Below are 18,404 nucleotides of genomic sequence, written 5' to 3' on the forward strand. Positions count from 1 at the left end.
GGCTGATGGCGGAGGTGGAGGGGCGGTCGAGAACAGCGGAGATCGACATGAGGATGAAGTCCTTGGGTGTGTGAACCCGGGCGTCGTCAGAAGCGGGGTTCGACGGGAGGTGAGGGCCGAAGGGCCGGTGCGCGGTGCCCGGACACGCGTGATCGACGCGTGACGAAGACGACCGGGGGACGATGTCGGCGTTCAGAAGCTCGAGATCGTCGGAGCGAGGGTCGCTGTTAGCGGCACATTCGACAACACATGACAACGCGGCCGGGCATCATGATGCCGGCAGTCCCGTTCGCCTCCCGGGCGGACAGAGAACGCGCATTGACAGTCATGGGGGGATTATGGCGTACGAAGTCGGATGACGTCAAATCGTCATCGGATGCCGCCCTCCGGGCATTCTGCTCAATCACGCGGGGTGAAAGTGCGAGCCGACCGTGCGTTCTGCGCTCCCGCGTCCCGGCCCTCGTGGCGGGCGTAGCCTCTCGTCATGGCTGATCTGCTTTTCGCCGACGACAAGGCCGCGTCCCGCTTCACCCTGCACCGGGGCGACGATCTGGTCTCCGTGCTCGATTACCGCGACGACGGACGCACCGTGGCTCTCACTCGCGCTTTCACCATTCCGACCTTCCGCGGACACGGGTACGCGGCCGTGATCACCGAGCGGGCGGTCGATGCGATCGAGGCCGCCGGAGACCGGCAGATCTCGCCCGTCTGCTGGTACGTGGGGGAGTGGTTCGAGGCGCACCCGGAGCGGGCCGGCATCCTGAAGCAGCGCGCCTGAGGAGCACGTACGCAGCACCGGTGCGGGCGTCAACCCCTGCCCCGTCGCTTCCGAGTCCGACGATGCTGGAGGCGTCGAAAGGGGAAGTCATGACCGACGACCGCGACCTGCCCGAAGGTGTCATCAACGCCGACCCGCCCGGTGGGTGGGAGAGCGGCGCCGTCGCCGACGGTGAGACCGCAGAGCAGAACGAGAACGCCAAGGGATCGTCGCGCCTGAACGACGCGGCTCCCTCGGACCCGATCGAGGGGGATGCCGCCAGCCAGGGCATCGACCCCGATATGAGTACGGAGGACTGACATGTCGGACGAGACCCGCGCCCCGGAACCCTCCGCCGGCCCCGACGGTGGTGCATCGCCCGCCGATTCGGTCGGCGGCGCTCTGCACGACGAGAGCAAGAGCGTCTCACGCCCCGGCGAGCAGTCGGAGCCGAGGATGGACACCCACCCCACCGACGACGAGGCCCGTATCGCCGGCGTCGTCGTCCAGACCCGCGCCGACGTGGGCGGCAAGAGCGACGAGCGCGTCGCCGACGTCCTGCGCCAGCGCTTCGCCGACATCGGCCTCGAGCTGGGCGACGACCGCATCCGCGCGCTCGCCGCCGAGGTCAACGGCTCCTGAGCACCCTCCGGTGACGCCCCGCTCGGTTCGCCTGAGCGGGGCGTCGTGGCGTCCGGACGGGGGATCCGCCCGCGCGTGTTCATGCGGCCGGGGCGTTTGCTGCGAGCCGATGTCGGAGGGGCGACGTACCGTGTCTGCATGCGCATCCTGCACACCTCCGACTGGCACATCGGGCGCTCGTTCCACGGGCACTCGACCCTCGACGCGCTCGCCGGCGTGCTCGACGTCCTCGTCGCGCAGGTGAGCGAGCACCGGGTCGACGTCGTCATCGTCGCTGGCGACGTGTTCGACTCGGCGACGCCATCTGCGGCGTGCTACCCGCTTCTGTCCCGCACTCTCGGGGCGATCGCCGACGCGGGCGCGCGAGTCGTGGTCACGAGCGGCAACCATGATTCCGCCGCCCGACTCGGTTTCCAGTCGGCGCTCCTCCGCCGCGAGATCTCGGTCATCACCGACCCGCTCTCGATCGGCACCCCGCTCACCGTCGACGACGAGAACGGACCGGTCCACATCTATGGCATCCCGTATCTCGAGCCCGCGATCGTGCGCCATGCATGGCCGGGGGTGGAGCTGCGAAGCCAGGCGCAGACGATGCGGCACGCGCTCGACCTCGTCCGGGCCGACCTCGCCGAGCGGGGCGGGCGATCCGTCGTCGCGGCGCACTGCTTCGCCGCGGGGGTCGAGGCCACGCCGGGGGTCGAGCGAGAGATCCGTCAGGGCGGTCTCGACGTCGTCCCCCTCCCCGCGTTCGACGGGCCCGACTACGTCGCCCTCGGGCACATCCACGGGCGCCAGCAGCTGTCCGATCGCGTGCGTTACGCGGGGGCGCCCCTGCATTACAGCTTCGGCGAGGCGGGCAAACCGCGCGGGTCGTGGCTGGTCGAGCTCGACGCCCAGGGGCTCTCGGCCGTGAGCTGGATCGATCTCCCCGTCCCTCGTCCTCTCGTCACGCTCCGCGCGCCGCTCGAGGAGCTCCTGAGCGACCCGGCGTTCGACGGACACGACGAGCACTGGGTGCGCGCCGAGTACACCGATGCCACCCCTCAGCCCGATCCGATGCGTCGGTTGCAGGCGCGCTTCCCGTGGTGCGCGACCGTCGTCCACGCACCCGCGACGACCCATCCCGACGACGGGATCGGTTACGCACGCCGAGTGCGCGCGGCGCGCGACGACGCCGAGATCATCGACGCGTTCCTCGCGCACGTGCGAGAGGGCGAAGGGGCCTCCGATGCGGAGCGCGAGCTGATCCGCGAGGTGCTCGACTCCCGTGCCCTGACCGAGGCCCGTTCATGAAGCTCCACCGGCTCGAGCTCGAGGGCTTCGGTCCGTTCCTCGACGAGCAGGTCGTCGACTTCGACGCGTTCGCCGACGACGGCATCTTCCTGATCACCGGGCGCACCGGGGCGGGCAAGTCGAGCGTGCTCGACGGCGTCTGCTACGCGCTCTACGGCGGCGTGCCGCGGTACGACGGAGCCGAGCGTCGGCTGCGCAGCGACCACTGCGGACCCGACGACCCCACGCGCGTGACCCTCGAGTTCAGCGCCGAGGGCGAGCGTTGGCGTGTGACGCGGTCACCGGAGTTCGAGCGCCCGAAGCGGCGTGGCGGCGGCACGACGAAAGAGCCGCACCGGGCCGTTCTGGAGGTGCGCACGGCCCAGGGATGGGAGGGCGTCGCCGCGCGCCCCGTCGACGTGGGGACCCGTCTCGATGAGATCCTCGGCCTGAGCCAGCAGCAGTTCCTCCAGGTCATCCTGTTGGCGCAGAACCGCTTCGCCCGCTTCCTCCTCGCGAAGAACGACGAGCGGCTCGGCCTGCTGCGCACCCTGTTCGGCACACGGTCGTTCGAGGACTACGCCGCGCAGCTCGACGACAGGCGCAAGCGCTCCGAGGCGCGTCTCGCCGCAGAGGGCGTCGAAGTCTCCACGCTGCTCGACGAGGCTGAGCGCCTGGCCGCCGAACTCGACGCCGACATACAGGCATCCGAGGCACGAGATGCCGGGGACTCGGACGCGGGGGCCGCCGTCCATGCCTCGGCGCCATGCGCACCGCTCTCGGTGAGCGAGCGCCTCGCACAGATCGTCCGCGCGGTCGACCGCGCGGACTACCGCGTCGAAACCCGTGCCCGCGAGCGCGATACCGCGGACACCCTGCTCGACACTGCTCTCGCGGCAGAACGTGACGCGCGAACGCTGCACGACCGTCAACTCGATCGGGTACGGCTCCGCGAGCAGCTCGCGACCCTCGAGTCCGACGCCGCGCGCATCGCCGGCGCTCGTGCCGAGGTCGCCGCCGCCGCCGAGGCCGAGGCCCTCCGCCCCGCGATCGACGCCGAGCGGCGGACGGCGACCGACCTCGCGATGGCGCAGCAACGTCTCGCCGCGGCGGTCGAGCAGGTCGAGTCCGCCGGCGAGGATGCGATCGAGGACCCCGAGACTCTCCGGCTCCGCGACGACGAGCTGACGGGCCTGCTCGCGCGATGCGAGGCGGCGCGGGCCGCGGAGACGGCTCTCGTCGCCGCGGACGCCGACGAGGCGCGGGCCGCGGCCCGCATCGCCACGCTCGAGATCGAGCGCGCCGCTCTCCTCGAGGGGCGCGCGAAGGTCCCCGAGTTGCTGCAGACGCTCGATGAGAAGCTCACCGTCCTGGCCGGCTCCGTCGCTCGGCGCGAGACGGCCGCGACGCGATGCGAGGAGACCCGCTCCCGCCTCGAGGCGGCCCGCCAGGCCGACGATCTGCTCGCTCAGCGCGAGCGGGCCGACATGGCGGCGCTCGTCCGGGGAGAGGACATGCGAAACGCGACCGACGCGTGGACAGCACTGCTGCGCCGCCGACTCGCCGGAGCCGCCGCCGAACTCGCTCACGATCTCGTCGACGGGGAGCCGTGCGCGGTGTGCGGGTCGCGCGAGCATCCGCATCCGGCGACAGGGAACGACGCCCCGGTCACCGACGAGCAACTCGCCGCGGCCGAGGAGCGCAAGAACACCGCCGTCGAAGAGGACCGTCTCGCCTCCGATGCGGCACGGATCGTCCGGGACGATTACGCCCTCGCTTCGGCGCGCGCCGGCGGTGAGAACGTCGAAACGCTGTCCGCCCGTCTCGCGGAAGCGGAGAAGGTGCTCGCGCAGGCGCGGGCCGACGAGTCCGAACACGAGCGCGTGCAAGAGGAACGTGCCCGCGCCGCAGCTCTCGACGCGCAGATCGCCGCCGAGATCGACGCACTCACCGCGGCTCTCGCGACAACCCGGCAAGACGAAGCGCTGGCGGGTCAGCGGGCCGAGTCGCTCCGGGGCGACGTCGAGACCGCGCGCGGAACATTCCCCACGGTCGCCGACCACTACGCCGACCTGGGTACTCGTCGCGCCGCCGTGCGGGCGCTGACGACCGCGAGACTCGGCATCTCCACCGCGGTCGCCGCGCACGAGGACGCGGCGGTCGATCTCGCCGATCTCGTGGGCCAGAGCCCGTTCGGCACCGCCGCAGACGTCGTCGCCGCCCTGCGTCCGGCTGTCGAGCGGCACCGCCTCGAGAGCATGATCGCCGCGCACGACGCCGCCGTGGCCTCGGCACGTCAGCGCCTGTTCGACCTCGAACTGCTGCTCGCCGACGCGCACGACGAGCCCCTCGACCTCGCTGCCTTCACCGCAGCCGTCGTGGCGGCGCGCGACGCCGTTCAACAGGCCGCCGCCGCCCACGCGTCGGCCCGTGATCTGGCGGATCGTCTGCGCGGTCTCGCCCACCGCGCCGACGCCGGGCACACGGCCGTGGCGACGCTCGCCGACGAGCACGCGGTCGTGGCGCGCTTGGCCGACACCCTCGCCGGCCGCGCGCCCAACACCCGCCGCATGACACTCGAGACGTTCGTCCTGGCCGCGGAGCTCGAAGAGATCGTCGCCGCGGCGAACCTGCGTCTCGAACAGATGTCATCCGGGCGCTACCGTCTTCAGCATACCGACGCCCTGGCGGCGCGGGGAGCAGCGAGCGGGCTCGGTCTCGAGGTGAGGGACGCCTTCACCGGTCAATGCCGCCCGCCGCACTCGCTCTCCGGCGGCGAGACCTTCCTCACCTCGCTCGCCCTCGCGCTCGGTCTGGCCGAGGTCGTCACCGCGCGGGCGGGCGGCATCCGTCTCGACACGTTGTTCATCGACGAGGGATTCGGGTCGCTCGACGACGACACCCTCGATCTCGCGATGCGCACGCTCGACGAGCTGCGTCAGGGAGGACGAACGGTCGGCGTCATCAGCCACGTCGCGTCGATGAAAGACCAGCTGCCGGCTCAGCTTCGCGTCGTCGCGACGCCGCGTGGTCCGAGCGTCATTTCGCAGGATGCCGCGCTGCAAGCTGTGTGAGCACCCCGCGGCACCGGTCCGCCTAGGCTGGAACCATGCGTAAGAGCACCCTCTGGACCATCCTCGGTGTCGTCGCTGCCGTCATCATCGCGTCGATCATCGTCAACCTCGTGTTCTCGCTGATCGCCTTCGTGTTCCGCCTCGCCGTGATCGCGGTGGTCGCCCTCATCGTCTTCTTGGTGCTGCGCGCCGTGTTCGCGCGGCGCGACGTCGACTGACGGTCGCACCAGGCGCAAGCCCGACCGCGGTGTCCGACGCCAGGAGTAGCGTCGGCTGCGATGTCTGATCACGCGTCTGCGGCCGACGCCGCTCATCCCCCCACTCGCGACATCGTGTTGTCGCCCAAGCACCGCTGGCGCGCCTACTGGGTCGCCGTGTCCGTCGCGGCTCTCACGATCCTCGACCTCACGAAGGTCAACGTCGCTCTTCCCTCGATCGAAACGGCGTTGAACGCCGGACCCACCGAACTCCAGCTCGTCGTCTCGGGCTACATCCTCACGTTCGGTCTCGTGCTCGTGCCGGCGGGTCGCCTGGGCGACCTGCGCTCGCGGCGCGTGCTGTTCCTCGTCGGGCTGTTGCTGTTCCTCGTCACGAGCCTCGCGTGCGCGCTCGCGCCCAACACCACGGTGCTGCTGGTCGCCCGCCTCCTGCAGGGCGTGGCCGCCGGCATCCAGATGCCGCAGGTGCTGGGTCTCGTCCAGCAGCTCTTCCAGGGCAAGGAGCGGGGTCGCGCCTTCGGGCTCTTCGGCGCGACCGTCGGTATCGCCACCGCGTTCGGTCCCACCCTCGGCGGACTGCTCATCGCGGTCGGGGGTGACACCGACGGATGGCGCCTGATCTTCTGGATCAACATCCCCCTCGTCGCGATCGTGATCGCCCTCGCCGCGTGGCTGCTGCCCGATACCCGCACGAAGTCCCGTCGACGGCTCGACCTCGATCCGGTGGGTGTGCTCCTCTTCGCGCTGACGATCCTCGCCCTGATGTGGCCTTTCCTCTTCACCACGGGGTCTCCGGGCGACGATCCGCGTCGCTGGTGGTTCCTCGTGGCATCCGTCGTCTTCGCCGCGATCTTCGTGTTCTGGGAGCGTCGCTACGCCGACCTCGGGCGCACGCCGCTCATGCCGTTCTCGATCTTCTCGCTGTCGTCGTATCGCAACGGCGTGCTCATCTCCACGGCGTACTTCTCCGCCATCCCCGCCATGTTCCTTCTGGGCACGCTGTTCCTGCAGGGCGGCCTCGGCCTCGAGCCCGTGTTCGCCGGGATGGTCACGATCGGCTTCGCCGTCGCCTCCGCGTGGAGCTCGTGGATCGGCGGGAACCTGGTCACCCGTCTCGGTCGCCCCCTCGTGGTCTGGGGGATCGTGGGCATGGTCGCCACCGCCGGCGGGCTCGTGCTCGTCGCCCTGTACACCTCGCCCGAGTGGACGCCGTGGGCCATGGCAGGTGTCATGGTCGTCGGGGGCTTCGCGGGCGGGCTCGTGATCTCGCCGAACCAGACGCTCATGCTCGCCGACATCCCCGTCTCGAGCGGGGGAGTGGCGGGCTCGGTGGGTCAGCTCGGCCAGCGCATCGGAACGGCCGTCGGCACGGCGATCGCCCTCGCGTTGTTCTATGCCACGATCTACCGCGAGCAAGGCGACATCGACACGGCCGTGGTGTACCACGACGCTTACGCGTCGGGCATGATCACCGTCGGGATCTTCCTCGCCCTCGCCCTGCTCGTCGGAGTGGCCGACCTCGCCGGGCGGGCCCGCTCGGGGTCTCAGACGCCGTAGCGCTCACGGAACTCTGCGCGCAGCTCGTGGCTGCACCGCTCGACCACGACGTCCCACAGTTCGGTCGCGCCGTCCTGCGCGCGGTCGGACACGGCCCGCAGGACGCTGATCGGTACCCCGAACTGCTGGGCGACCCAGATCAACGCGTAGGTCTCCATGTCGACGAGGCCCGCGCCGAGTCCGCGGATGAGGCGGACCGCTTCGGGGTCGTCGACGAAGTGGTCGCCCGTCGCGATGACGCGTCCCTCGTGGCCGGTCTCGACCCGGGTCGGCAGCGAGACGTGTTCCCCGAAGGTCCCGTCCAGTCCCTTCACGTCGTGCTGGATGGCCGCCGCGATGTCGTAGATGCCGCCTTCGATCGCGTCGTCGATCGCCCCTGCTGTTCCGACGACGACGATCTCCTCGTACTCGCCCTCGCAGAGCGCGCGCGTGAGCGCGTAGGCCGCGGGGATCTTTCCCACCCCGGTGAGCAAGCGCTCGAAACCGGGGATGTCGTCTTCGAAGGCGACGAGTTCGGATGCGTGGGCGGCGACGAGAAGCTTCACGCTCTCATTCTCCCCGATGCGGCGCCCCGGACCCGTCGTCGGCCCGAACGCCACGGCCCCGGGAGCGACACGCACCCGGGGCCGGACGGCGACGGTCAGTCCTGTGCGGCCTCGGACGCCTGCGACAGACGGGCGATCTCGTCGGCGCTGAGCTCGAGCGAGGTGCTGGCGAGCAGATCAGCGACCTGCTCGACCTTTGAGGCGCTTGCGATGGGCGCGACCACCGTGGGCTGGGCGCGAAGCCACGCGAGCGCCGTCGTCGCGATCGAGGCGCCGTGCGCCTGTCCGACTTCTTCGAGCGCGTCGATCAGGGCGATACCCGCGGGCGTTGCGAGCTTCGCTGCCCCCTCGGCACGCGGCGAGTCGCCCGTGGCATCCGGAGTCCGGTACTTGCCCGTGAGGAATCCGCTCGCGAGCGCGTAATACGGGACGAGCGACATGCCGTACTGCTCGGCGACGGGAACGATGTCGCGCTCGACCTCGGTGCGGTGCACGAGGTTGTAGTGCGGTTGGACGGCGACGGGGAGGTCGACGCCTGCGGCCTCGGCGAGCGAGATCCATTCGCGGATGCGGGCGCCGGTGTAGTTCGAGACGGCCACATAGCGGACGAGACCGTCGGCGACGAGATCCGCGAAGCCGGCGACCGTCTCTTCGAGCGGCGTCTCGGCGTCGTCGAAATGCGCGTAGTACAGGTCGATGGAGTCGACACCGAGGCGCTGGAGCGAGGCCTCTGCCGCGGCGCGGATGTTCTTCGCGCGGAGCCCCCGGAACTCGGGGTGCTGGCTGACCTTCGTCGCGACCACGACGTTCTCCGGCTTGCGGGAGGAGAGCCACTCGCCGATCAGCGTCTCACTCTCGCCGCCCGAGTTGCCGGGCACCCACGCGCTGTAGGCATCGGCGGTGTCGATGAAGTTGCCGCCGCCGGCGTGGAAGGCGTCGAGGACGGCGAACGAGGTGTCGCGATCAGCCGTCCAGCCGAAGACGTTCCCGCCGAGCGAGAGGGGGACGATGTCGAGGTCACTGCGACCGATGCGCGTCATGAGAGCCCTTCCGTTGAGGTGTGGTTCCTCAAGGTCAACCACGAACCTCCGCGCGCATTCCCGCGGCACGCGCGCTGCCGTGACATCCGCGGATGTCCGCGGGGCATTCGACGGGCGGGTGGACGGCCGAGGTCGGCGACGGACGGTGGCGGGGTGCGGGTCAGGAGCCCCCGGACAGGATGCCGATGAGCCCGCTGATCAGGAACCAGAGGCCGATACCCGCGCCGGCGATCCAGATGACGACCGTTCCGGCCGGGTACTTCTTCTTCTCGCCCGGGTTCTTCTCGCCCGGGTTCTTCTTCCCCGGCTCGTCGCCCGTCGGGCTCTCGGGCGCGGTCATGAACGCACCATGGTGATGATCGAGGTGATGAGCACGGCGAGACCTCCGATGGCGGCGATGGCGGCGATGATGGGCCCCCCGCCCGACAGGAAAGCGACGACGCCGAGAGCGATGAACAGTACACCCAGCACGATGCCGACCACTTGATACACGCGATATCGCGACGTACCGTGCCGGACTTCCTGTTCGCTCACATCGACCCCCTGGCCTCCAATCTAGCGAAATCCTGGGTGTCTCCTGAGACGGTCGGCGCACGATCACATCTCGATCCGAGCACGTTCTGAGGGGCGTAGCGTAAGCGCATGGTCCGCCCCGTTCCCGATCCCATCCGTCCCGGCCAGGAATCCGTCTGGGACTATCCCCGGCCGCCGCGCGTCGAACGCGTCCGGAAGAGGGCGCAGATCGACTTCGGCGGGGTGCGCATCGTCGACACCGACGACGTCATCCGCGTGCTCGAGACGAGTCACCCGCCGGTCTACTACCTGCCGATCGCCGCGTTCGGCGACGCCCTGACGCTCGGTGAGGGCGCGTCCTTCTGCGAGTTCAAGGGCGGGGCCCGCTACTTCGACGTGCACGGCGGCGGGGGAGCGGTCGCGCCGCGCGCCGCCTGGAACTATCCGAGCCCGATGCCCGGGTATGAGGTGCTCGCCGACCGTGTCGCCGTGTACGCCGGTCCCATGGACCGCGTCGTCTTGGGCGGTGAGACCGTCGAGCCGCAGCCGGGCGGATTCTACGGTGGCTGGGTCACGAGCGATCTCGCCGGCCCGTTCAAGGGCGTGCCGGGGTCGATGGGCTGGTGAGCCCGCGGCGGTCCGTGCGCCGGGCACGCCGGGGGGACCGCCGCGCCCGGTCGATCGCGATGACCGCGGTCAGGGGTGGAACGCCTGGGGCACCGCTGCGTGCAGGTCGGCCAGCCAGACGCGCGCATTCCCGTCCGAGGGCGCGCGCCAATCTCCGCGCGGCGACAGCGAGCCCGCCGGCGAGACCTTCGGCCCGTTCGGGATGGCCGTGCGCTTGAACTGTGCGAAACCGAAGAAACGCTGCAGGAACACCTCGAGCCACCTCACCACGGTGACGAGATCGTAGGAAGGACGTTCGCCTTCGGGATAACCCGGCGGCCAGGTCCCGGCATCCGGATCCGACCAGGCGTGCGCGGCGAGGAAGGCGATCTTCGACGGGCGGAATCCGAACCTCAGCACGTGATAAAGCGTGAAGTCGTGCAGATTGTAGGGGCCGATCCGGTCTTCGGTGGACTGCATTCGACCGTCTTGACCGGCGGGCACGAGCTCGGGGCTGATCTCGGTGTCGAGCACCGCCTGCAACACTTCGACGGTGTCGGAACTCAGCTCTCCGGAGGAGATGACCCACCGGATGACGTGCTGGATGAGAGTCTTCGGAACCCCGGGGTTCACCGAATAGTGGCTCATCTGGTCGCCCACGCCGTACGTCGACCAGCCGAGAGCGATCTCGGACAGGTCGCCCGTTCCGACCACGATTCCGCCGTTCTGGTTCGCGAGACGGAACAGGTAGTCGGTGCGCAGACCCGCCTGCACGTTCTCGAACGTGACATCGTGCACGGGCTCGCCGGCGGCGAAGGGGTGTCCCATGCGAGCGAGCATCTCCGTCGCCGCCGGCCGGATGTCGATCTCTTCGATCGAGGCGCCGACGGCCTCGGCCAGGGCGATCGCGTTGCGTTTGGTCTTCTCGCTCGTCGCGAAGCCGGGGAGCGTGTACGTCAGGATGTCGCTGCGCGGCCGCCCCATGCGGTCCATCGCGCGGGCGATGACGAGCAGGGCGTGGGTCGAGTCGAGACCGCCGCTGACCCCCAGGACCGGTTTGGGATTGCCGATCGCCTGGAGCCGCTGGACGAGCCCCGACACCTGGATGTTGAAGGCTTCGTAGCAGTCCTGCGCGAGGCGCGCGGGATCGTCGGGGACGAAGGGGAAGCGGTCCAGCGCGCGGCGCAGACCGATGTCGGTCGCCGGCGGGGCCAGCTCGAAAGTGACCGTGCGGAATGCCGGGGCGGTCGTCCGGCGGTTGTCGTCGAACGTGCCCTGACGGATACGGTCCTGCCGCAGGCGGTCGAGGTCGACGTCGGCGACGCTGCGGCGAGGGCCGTCCGGGAAACGTTCGGTCGTGTCGAGGAGCTGCCCACCCTCGTAGATCATCGTCTGGCCGTCCCACGAGACGTCGTTCGTCGACTCGCCCTGGCCGGCCGCGGCGTACGCATACGCGGCGAGGCACCGCATGGACTGCGACTGCGACAGCAGGTTCCGATCGTCGGCGCGCCCGATCGTGATCGGGCTGCCGGAGAGGTTCGCCAGGACGGTGGCGCCCGCGAGCGCCGCCCCCGATGACGGCGGGATCGGCACCCACACGTCTTCGCAGACCTCGGCATGCACGATGAGCCCGGGCACATCGACGGCGTCGAAGAGCAGGTCGGGGCCGAACGGCACGGTCTCGCCCGCGACCCGGATGTACTGTCCGGCCTGATCGTCGCCGCGGGCGTACCAGCGGGACTCGTAGAACTCGCGATACGTCGGCAGATACGCCTTCGGGGCGACCCCGAGCACGCGCCCGCGATGGATGACCACGGCGCAGTTGAAGAGGCGGTTGCCGTGCCGCAGTGGCGCGCCCACGAGCAGCACGGGGAGAAGATCGACGGATGCCGCGACGAGGCGCTCGAGGGCCGTCTCGACCGCATCGAGCAGGGGATCCTGCAGGACCAGGTCGTCGATCGCGTACCCGGTGAGGCAGAGCTCGGGGAAGACGGCCACGGCGACGCCCTCGGCATCGCACGCACGAGCGGACTCGAGGACGGCGTCGGCGTTGGCGGCGGGGTCGGCGACCGCGACGGGGATCGTGCACGCGGCGACGCGCGCGAACCCGTGCCGGTAGACGCTCTCGAACGGCAGGTCGGTGATCACCCCTCCAGTCTGGCAGGCCCCTCCGACATCGCGGCTTCCGGATCGTCCCCGGGGACGGGCCTGTGGACAGCCGGCGGGCGATGTCGGGGGTCGCGGTTAGCGTGGAGGCATGCGGTACATCGAGCGCGACGCGCGCATCGTCTGGAGCGCCAGCGACCTCAAGGCTGCGGCCGAGTGCGAGTTCGCCTGGCTGCGCGCCATCGACGCGAAGATCGGGCGCATCGCCGCCGTCGACGATCCCGAAGACGCCACCCTCGAGCGGGCCGCGCGCCTCGGGACGGCGCACGAGCTGCGCGTGCTCGATGAGTACCGTGGGCGTCTCGGGGCGGCGGTGCGCGAGATCCCCGCCGCGCGCTCCTCCGACGCCGACGCGCTCGCCACGGCGGTGCACCTCACCGACGCGGCTCTCGCCGACCCGTCGGCCGAGGTCGTCTACCAGGCCGCTTTCGCGACCGACGAGTTCGTCGGCTTCGCCGACTTCCTCGTGCGTGAGCCCGAGGTGCGATCCGACGGCACGCGCCCCTGGATCGTGCAGGACAGCAAGCTCGCCCGCCGCGCCCGCGTCACCGCCCTCATGCAGTTGGCGGCCTACGTCGCGCAGCTCGACCGGCTGGGCGTTCCGCGTTCCGACGAGGTGCAGCTGCTCCTCGGCGACGGTACGACCAGCACGCACCGCGTCGACGACATCCTCCCGGTCTTCGAGCTCCGCCGCGAGCGGCTGCGGGCGCTCATCGCCGACCGTCGCGTCGAGCTCGGCGTCGCCGGTCCTGTGATCGGCTGGGGTGACGCGCGCGGCGACCTCGACGTCGTGGCGTGCGGGCGGTGCGCGACGTGCGAACTCGAGGTCGTGGCCCACCGAGATCTGTTGCTCGTCGCCGGCATGCGCCCCGTGCAGCGCGATCGGCTGCGAGCGGGCGGCATCCAGACGATCGACGAGCTCGCCCACGCGTCCGCCGCGCCCCCGGCGATGAGCGCCGACACGTTCGCGTCGCTGCGCACCCAGGCGCGGCTGCAGCTCGACAGCCCCGCGGGCGTGCCGACCGACGAGGCACCCGAGCACGCGGTGCCCACGTTCGAGGTCGTGGCACCTGCGTCGCTGGGGGTGCTGCCCCGCCCCGATCACGGCGACCTCTTCTTCGACTTCGAGGGCGACCCGCTCTACACCGAGGGGGTCGGCGAGCAGTGGGGCATCGACTACCTCTTCGGCTGGGTCGACACCCGTGAGACCTACGGCGCGATCTGGGCGCATACGTTCGACGAGGAGCGCGTCGCCCTCGAGCGCTTCCTCGACATGGTGGCGTTGCGTCGACAGCAGTACCCCGGCATGCACATCTACCACTACGCCCCGTACGAGCCCACGCATCTTCTGACGATGGCCGCGCGATACGGCGTGCGCGAGGCCGACGTCGACCGGCTGTTGCGCGACGGCGTGTTCGTCGACCTCTACCCCGTCGTGCGACGGGCGCTCCGCGTGGGATCGCGGTCCTACTCGATCAAGAAGCTCGAGCCGCTGTACATGGGCGATGAGGTGCGCACGAGCGATGTCCAGCGCGGTGACGACTCGATCGTGAAGTACGTCGAGGCGCGCGAGCTCGCAGCCGATGGCGACGCCGACGCGGCGCAGCGCGTCCTCGACGACCTGGCCGACTACAACCGCTACGACTGCGTATCGACCCGACGTCTGCGCGACTGGCTCGTCGACCGGGCGCGCGAGGCCGGTGCCGTCCCGGCCCGGGGAGCGGAGCCCGACGAACAGGCGTACGAGCCGTCTGCGCGCGCGACGGCCCTGCAGCGGTGGGCGGCCGACGCCGCCGATCCCGACGCGACCGCTCTACGGCTCGCCGCGGCCGCGATCGACTATTACCCGCGCGAAGAGAAGACCTATTGGGCGACGCACTTCCTTCGCTTGCGTGAACCGGTGTCCGTGTGGGAAGAGTCCCGTGACGTCGTCGTGGTCGACGCCACCCGCTCGCGCGTCGTGACCGATTGGCACATCCCCGAGTCGGGGCGTGGCTCCGAACGTCGCCTGGTCGAGCTGCACGGCGAGCTCGCTCCCGGTACGCGGCTGACCCCGGATGCCGAACCCTTCGCGGTCTACGACCTTCCGGCGCCCTTCCCCCTCGACACACGCCCACGGTGGATCCACGGCGCTCGCCGGGTGACGGTGCGAGAGGTCCTCGATGACGGCGCCATCGTGGAGGAGATCGCGGCGGACGGGGTCACCTGGGACGACTTGCCGCTCGCGCTCACCCCTCCGGCTCCGCCCCGCGCCGGGAACCAGCAGAAGGCGATAGACGCGTGGGCCGATGCCGTTCTGGCATCCGCGCCGGCGATCCCCGCCGGCCCGGCGGCAGACATCTTGCGCCGCGTTCCCCCGCGGACCCGCACGGGGACCCTCGCCCCCGTCACCGCTCTCGACGGGCGACCCGGTGACGACGAGGTCACGGCGATCTCTCGGAGCGTCGCCGACCTCGAGCACAGCTACCTCGCTGTTCAGGGGCCTCCGGGTACCGGCAAGACCTACGTGGGGTCGCACGTCATCGCCCGCCTCGTCGCCGAGCGCGGATATCGCGTCGGAGTCGTCGCGCAGTCGCACGCGACGATCGAGCACATGCTCGACCAGGTCATCGCGGCCGGGGTCCCGGCATCCCGCGTCGGCAAGGCCCCGAAAGACCCGAGCGCCCCGCACGCCTTCACGGTGCTGCCCAAGAACGGGGTGGCCGCCTTCACGGCGGAGAACGCGGCGCACGGCTTCGTCGTGGGCGGCACCGCGTGGGACTTCAGTCACGAGACGCGTGTCCCGCGCGGCAGCCTCGACCTGCTCGTCATCGACGAAGCGGGGCAGTTCTCGCTCGCGTCGACCATCGCGGTCTCGCTCTCGGCACAGCGGCTCCTGCTGCTCGGCGACCCTCAGCAGCTCCCGCAGGTGAGCCAGGGCACGCACCCCGAACCGGTCGACACCTCGGCGCTGGGCTGGATCATCGACGGGGCCGAGGTCGTCCCGCCCGAGCTCGGTTACTTCCTCGCGCGCACGCGGCGTATGCACCCGGCGGTGGCGGGGCCGGTCTCGCGTCTGTCATACGAGGGCCGCCTCGCCGCGCACCCCTCGACTGCCCTGCGCCGGCTCGAGGGGGTCGATCCCGGCGTGCACGTGGTCCCGGTGCGGCACCGTGGCAACGCGACGCGCTCCGACGAGGAGGCGGCCGAGGTCGCGGGCCTCGTCCGCGACCTGGTCGGGCGCGAATGGACCGGTGCCGAGGGAGGCGCGGGCGATTCCGCCACGGTCCACGAGCCGCGACCGTTGCGCGCCGACGACATCATCGTCATCACGCCGTACAACGCCCAGCAGGTCGCGGTCGAAGAGGCTCTCGAGGCGGCGGGCTTCTCCGACGTGCCGGTGGGAACCGTCGACCGCTTCCAGGGCAAAGAAGCCGTGGTCGCGATTCTGACCCTCGCCGCGTCGTCGGGGCGGGAAGCGCCGCGCGGGCTCGAGTTCCTCCTGCTGCGCAACCGCATCAACGTCGCGATCTCCCGCGCGATGCAGGCGGCGTACGTCGTGTACTCCGAGTCGCTGCTCGACGACCTGCCGCGCACGCCCGAGGGGGTGGCCCGGTTGAGTGCTTTCGCACGCCTGGTCGCCGAGACCGGCTGAGGCCCCCGGGAGCGCCGCGCGCGGAGAGGTCCCGCGGGAGCGCCGCGCGCGGAGAGATCCCGCGGGCGCACCGCGCCCCAAGAGGTCCCCCGGGAGCACCGCGCCCCGAGCGCCGCCGCGGGAACCACACGGCCGAGCGGCTGCGGCGAAGACGATGTGTCAGGCGGTGCCGTACAGGCGGTCGCCGGCGTCGCCCAGACCGGGGACGATGTAGCCCTTCTCGTTGAGTCGCTCGTCGAGAGCGCCCAGGACGAGGGTGACGTCGTGGCCCTCGACCTGCTTCTCGATGGCGGCGACACCCTCGGGGGCCCCGAGCAGGCAGATCGCGGTGACGTCCTGCGCGCCACGGGCGAACAGGAAGTTGATCGCCGCGCCGAGCGAGCCGCCGGTGGCGAGCATCGGGTCGAGCACGAAGCACTGGCGGTCGCTGAGATCGTCGGGCAGGCGCTCGGCGTACGTGGTGGGCTGGAACGTCTCTTCGTCGCGGACCATGCCGAGGAAGCCGACCTCGGCGGTGGGGAGGAGCTTCACCATGCCCTCGAGCATGCCGAGACCGGCCCGCAGGATGGGGACGACGATGGGACGCGGCTCGCTGATCTTGACGCCCTCGGTCACGGTGACCGGCGTCTTGATCTCGATCGTCTCGACCCGGACGTTGCGCGTGGCCTCGTAGGCCAGCAGGGTCACGAGCTCCTCGGTGAGCTGCCGGAAGACCGGTGACGAGGTCTGCTCATCGCGCAGCACGGTCAGCTTGTGGGTGATGAGCGGGTGATCGGCGACGTGGACACGCATAGGCTCAAGGCTAGTCGCTCGATCTCGACGACTCCGCCGGAAATTTCGGAAGCGCCCGTGATCCCCACCCCCCTCGACCTCACCGCCATGCGCCGCGCGCTGGTCCTGGCCGACGCCGCCGCGGCGGAGGGCGACGTGCCCGTCGGAGCCGTCGTGGTCGACGCGTCCGGGACGATCCGGGGCGAAGGCCGCAACCTCCGCGAGGCCACCCACGACCCCACCGCCCACGCCGAGGTCGTCGCCCTTCGCCGGGCGGCCGAGTCCCTCGGCTCGTGGCATCTCGCCGGGTGCACGCTCGTGGTCACTCTCGAGCCGTGCATCATGTGCGCCGGCGCCGTGCTGCAGGCACGCCTTCCGCGCGTCGTGTTCGGGGCGTGGGATGCCAAGGCCGGGGCCGCCGGGTCGATGTACGACGTCCTGCGTGATCGGCGTCTGCCGCACCGGGTCGAGGTGGTCGGCGGGGTCGCCGAGGGAGAGGCATCCGCTCGCCTCCAGGCGTTCTTCGACGTCCGACGCGACGGAGACTGACCGCCGGGCGCGTGCCGGCGCCTCGGAGCACGCGCCGGGGATCCGAGCGCTCGCCGACGCGGGGCGCGGGCGTCAGCGCGGAAGGTGGGGGACGACCTCGATGCCGAGCTGATCGGCGTGGTCGACGTCGCGCAGGTCCATCAGCTGGAAGTACACCCGGCTCGCGCCGAGATCGCGCAGACGACCGACCTTCTCGATGACCTGGCCCGGGGTGCCGATGATGTTCGCGCCGTTGTCGAACTGCTCACGGGTCTGGCCGATCGCGGCGAGCCGACGCTCGATCTCGGCCTCATCCGTTCCGACGATCGTGGGAAGAGCGACCGACATCTTCAGCGTGGCGGGATCACGCCCGATGCCTTCGCACGCGGCTCGTACGTTGTCGAACTTCTGAGCGACGACGTCCTCGGGTACGAAGCCGATGTTGAACTCCGTCGCGTAGCGCGCCGCGAGCGCCGGCGTGCGCTTCGGCCCGCCGCCGCCGACGATAACCGGCATGCGCTCCTGTACCGGCTTCGGCAGTGCGGGCGCCGCGTCGAGGGTGTAGTGCTCACCCTCGAACGAGAAGGTCTCGGCATCCGGGGTCTGCCAGAGGCCGGTGACGATCGCGAGCTGCTCCTCGAGAAGATCGAACCGCTTGGCCGGGAACGGGATGCCGTAGGCCTCGTGCTCGCGCTCGAACCAGCCCGTCCCCAACCCGAGCTCGGCGCGCCCGCCCGACATCGCGTCGACCTGCGCGACCTGGATCGCGAGGATCCCCGGAACGCGGTAGGTCACGGAGGAGACGAGGGTGCCGAGCCGGATGCGCGAGGTCTCGCGCGCGAGTCCGGCCAGGGTCGTCCACGCGTCGGTCGGTCCGGGACGCGGGTCGCCCTCGCCCATGCGCAGGTAGTGGTCCGAGCGGAAGAACCCGTCGAGACCGTGCGTCTCCGCGGACCGCGCGAAGGCGAGCTGGTCGTCGTAGGAGAAGCCCTGCTGGGGTTCGGTGAACAGGCAGTATTCCACGATGGCCTTTCGGGCGGGGCGGGGCCTGTCTCTTATACACCTGTGACGCTGCCGACGA

17 protein-coding genes are annotated in these 18,404 nt (G+C 70.7%); 10 read left to right on the forward strand and 7 right to left on the reverse strand.

The features are described 5' to 3' along the window. Positions 1 to 484: 484 nt before the first annotated feature. From NS220_RS07870 to NS220_RS07900, 7 genes are all read left to right on the forward strand, one after another. The gene (locus NS220_RS07870) at positions 485 to 778 is read left to right on the forward strand and encodes a GNAT family N-acetyltransferase (protein WP_058623526.1); all 294 of its coding nucleotides are present in this window, start codon (positions 485 to 487) and stop codon (positions 776 to 778) included. Between the two features lie 89 nt (positions 779 to 867). Beyond that, positions 868 to 1,077, forward strand: a complete 210-nt coding sequence (locus NS220_RS07875; protein WP_058615074.1) for a hypothetical protein — start codon at positions 868 to 870, stop codon at positions 1,075 to 1,077. A 1-nt stretch (position 1,078) separates the two neighbouring features. Beyond that, on the forward strand, positions 1,079 to 1,399 hold the full coding sequence (locus NS220_RS07880; protein ID WP_058623527.1) for a hypothetical protein: 321 nt from the start codon (positions 1,079 to 1,081) through the stop codon (positions 1,397 to 1,399). 138 nt (positions 1,400 to 1,537) lie between these two features. Further along, positions 1,538 to 2,692: an exonuclease SbcCD subunit D gene (locus NS220_RS07885; RefSeq protein WP_058623528.1), complete on the forward strand. Its 1,155-nt coding sequence runs from the start codon at positions 1,538 to 1,540 to the stop codon at positions 2,690 to 2,692. Next, positions 2,689 to 5,745, forward strand: coding sequence for an AAA family ATPase (locus tag NS220_RS07890; RefSeq protein ID WP_058623529.1), 3,057 nt, complete (start codon positions 2,689 to 2,691; stop codon positions 5,743 to 5,745). Before NS220_RS07885 ends, NS220_RS07890 begins: the two co-directional genes overlap by 4 nt. A gap of 35 nt (positions 5,746 to 5,780) precedes the next feature. Further along, on the forward strand, positions 5,781 to 5,963 hold the full coding sequence (locus NS220_RS07895; RefSeq protein WP_058623530.1) for a hypothetical protein: 183 nt from the start codon (positions 5,781 to 5,783) through the stop codon (positions 5,961 to 5,963). A gap of 60 nt (positions 5,964 to 6,023) precedes the next feature. After that, positions 6,024 to 7,520: an MFS transporter gene (locus NS220_RS07900; RefSeq protein WP_242864564.1), complete on the forward strand. Its 1,497-nt coding sequence runs from the start codon at positions 6,024 to 6,026 to the stop codon at positions 7,518 to 7,520. Here NS220_RS07900 and NS220_RS07905 read toward each other — a convergent pair. From NS220_RS07905 to NS220_RS20080, 4 genes are all read right to left on the reverse strand, one after another. Continuing rightward, entirely contained in the window at positions 7,508 to 8,065 is a 558-nt protein-coding gene (locus NS220_RS07905) for a phosphorylase family protein (RefSeq protein ID WP_058623539.1), read from the reverse strand. The genes NS220_RS07900 and NS220_RS07905 overlap by 13 nt on opposite strands. 95 nt (positions 8,066 to 8,160) lie before the next feature. Next, on the reverse strand, positions 8,161 to 9,105 hold the full coding sequence (locus NS220_RS07910; protein WP_058623531.1) for an aldo/keto reductase: 945 nt from the start codon (positions 9,103 to 9,105) through the stop codon (positions 8,161 to 8,163). A 160-nt stretch (positions 9,106 to 9,265) separates the two neighbouring features. Then, the gene (locus NS220_RS07915) at positions 9,266 to 9,445 is read right to left on the reverse strand and encodes a hypothetical protein (RefSeq protein WP_058623532.1); all 180 of its coding nucleotides are present in this window, start codon (positions 9,443 to 9,445) and stop codon (positions 9,266 to 9,268) included. Beyond that, positions 9,442 to 9,597, reverse strand: coding sequence for a hypothetical protein (locus NS220_RS20080; protein ID WP_193755312.1), 156 nt, complete (start codon positions 9,595 to 9,597; stop codon positions 9,442 to 9,444). The genes NS220_RS07915 and NS220_RS20080 overlap by 4 nt, the downstream gene beginning before the upstream one ends. Positions 9,598 to 9,747: 150 nt before the next feature. On the opposite strand from NS220_RS20080, the gene NS220_RS07920 reads away from it, so the two are divergent. Then, positions 9,748 to 10,245 carry a DUF427 domain-containing protein gene (locus NS220_RS07920; protein WP_058623533.1) on the forward strand — a complete coding sequence of 166 codons (498 nt, stop codon included), beginning with the start codon at positions 9,748 to 9,750 and terminating at the stop codon, positions 10,243 to 10,245. Between the two features lie 69 nt (positions 10,246 to 10,314). Here NS220_RS07920 and NS220_RS07925 read toward each other — a convergent pair whose 3' ends face one another. Beyond that, complete coding sequence (locus tag NS220_RS07925) at positions 10,315 to 12,372, reverse strand: NAD(+) synthase (protein ID WP_058623534.1); 2,058 nt, start codon at positions 12,370 to 12,372, stop codon at positions 10,315 to 10,317. Between the two features lie 109 nt (positions 12,373 to 12,481). Between NS220_RS07925 and NS220_RS07930 the strand changes: the two genes are divergently transcribed. Further along, the gene (locus tag NS220_RS07930) at positions 12,482 to 16,024 is read left to right on the forward strand and encodes a TM0106 family RecB-like putative nuclease (protein ID WP_058623535.1); all 3,543 of its coding nucleotides are present in this window, start codon (positions 12,482 to 12,484) and stop codon (positions 16,022 to 16,024) included. 159 nt (positions 16,025 to 16,183) lie between these two features. Here the strand turns inward: NS220_RS07930 and upp are convergent, their stop codons facing one another. Further along, positions 16,184 to 16,816, reverse strand: coding sequence for a uracil phosphoribosyltransferase (gene upp / locus NS220_RS07935; RefSeq protein ID WP_058623536.1), 633 nt, complete (start codon positions 16,814 to 16,816; stop codon positions 16,184 to 16,186). 87 nt (positions 16,817 to 16,903) lie between these two features. On the opposite strand from upp, the gene tadA reads away from it, so the two are divergent. Next, positions 16,904 to 17,344: a tRNA adenosine(34) deaminase TadA gene (gene tadA / locus NS220_RS07940; RefSeq protein ID WP_058623540.1), complete on the forward strand. Its 441-nt coding sequence runs from the start codon at positions 16,904 to 16,906 to the stop codon at positions 17,342 to 17,344. 72 nt (positions 17,345 to 17,416) lie between these two features. Here tadA and NS220_RS07945 read toward each other — a convergent pair whose 3' ends face one another. Beyond that, positions 17,417 to 18,346 carry an LLM class F420-dependent oxidoreductase gene (locus tag NS220_RS07945; RefSeq protein ID WP_058623537.1) on the reverse strand — a complete coding sequence of 310 codons (930 nt, stop codon included), beginning with the start codon at positions 18,344 to 18,346 and terminating at the stop codon, positions 17,417 to 17,419. Between the last annotated feature and the right edge of the window lie 58 nt (positions 18,347 to 18,404).

Origin of the sequence: Microbacterium testaceum (assembly GCF_001476655.1) — a bacterium.
Lineage (GTDB): Bacteria > Actinomycetota > Actinomycetes > Actinomycetales > Microbacteriaceae > Microbacterium > Microbacterium testaceum_C.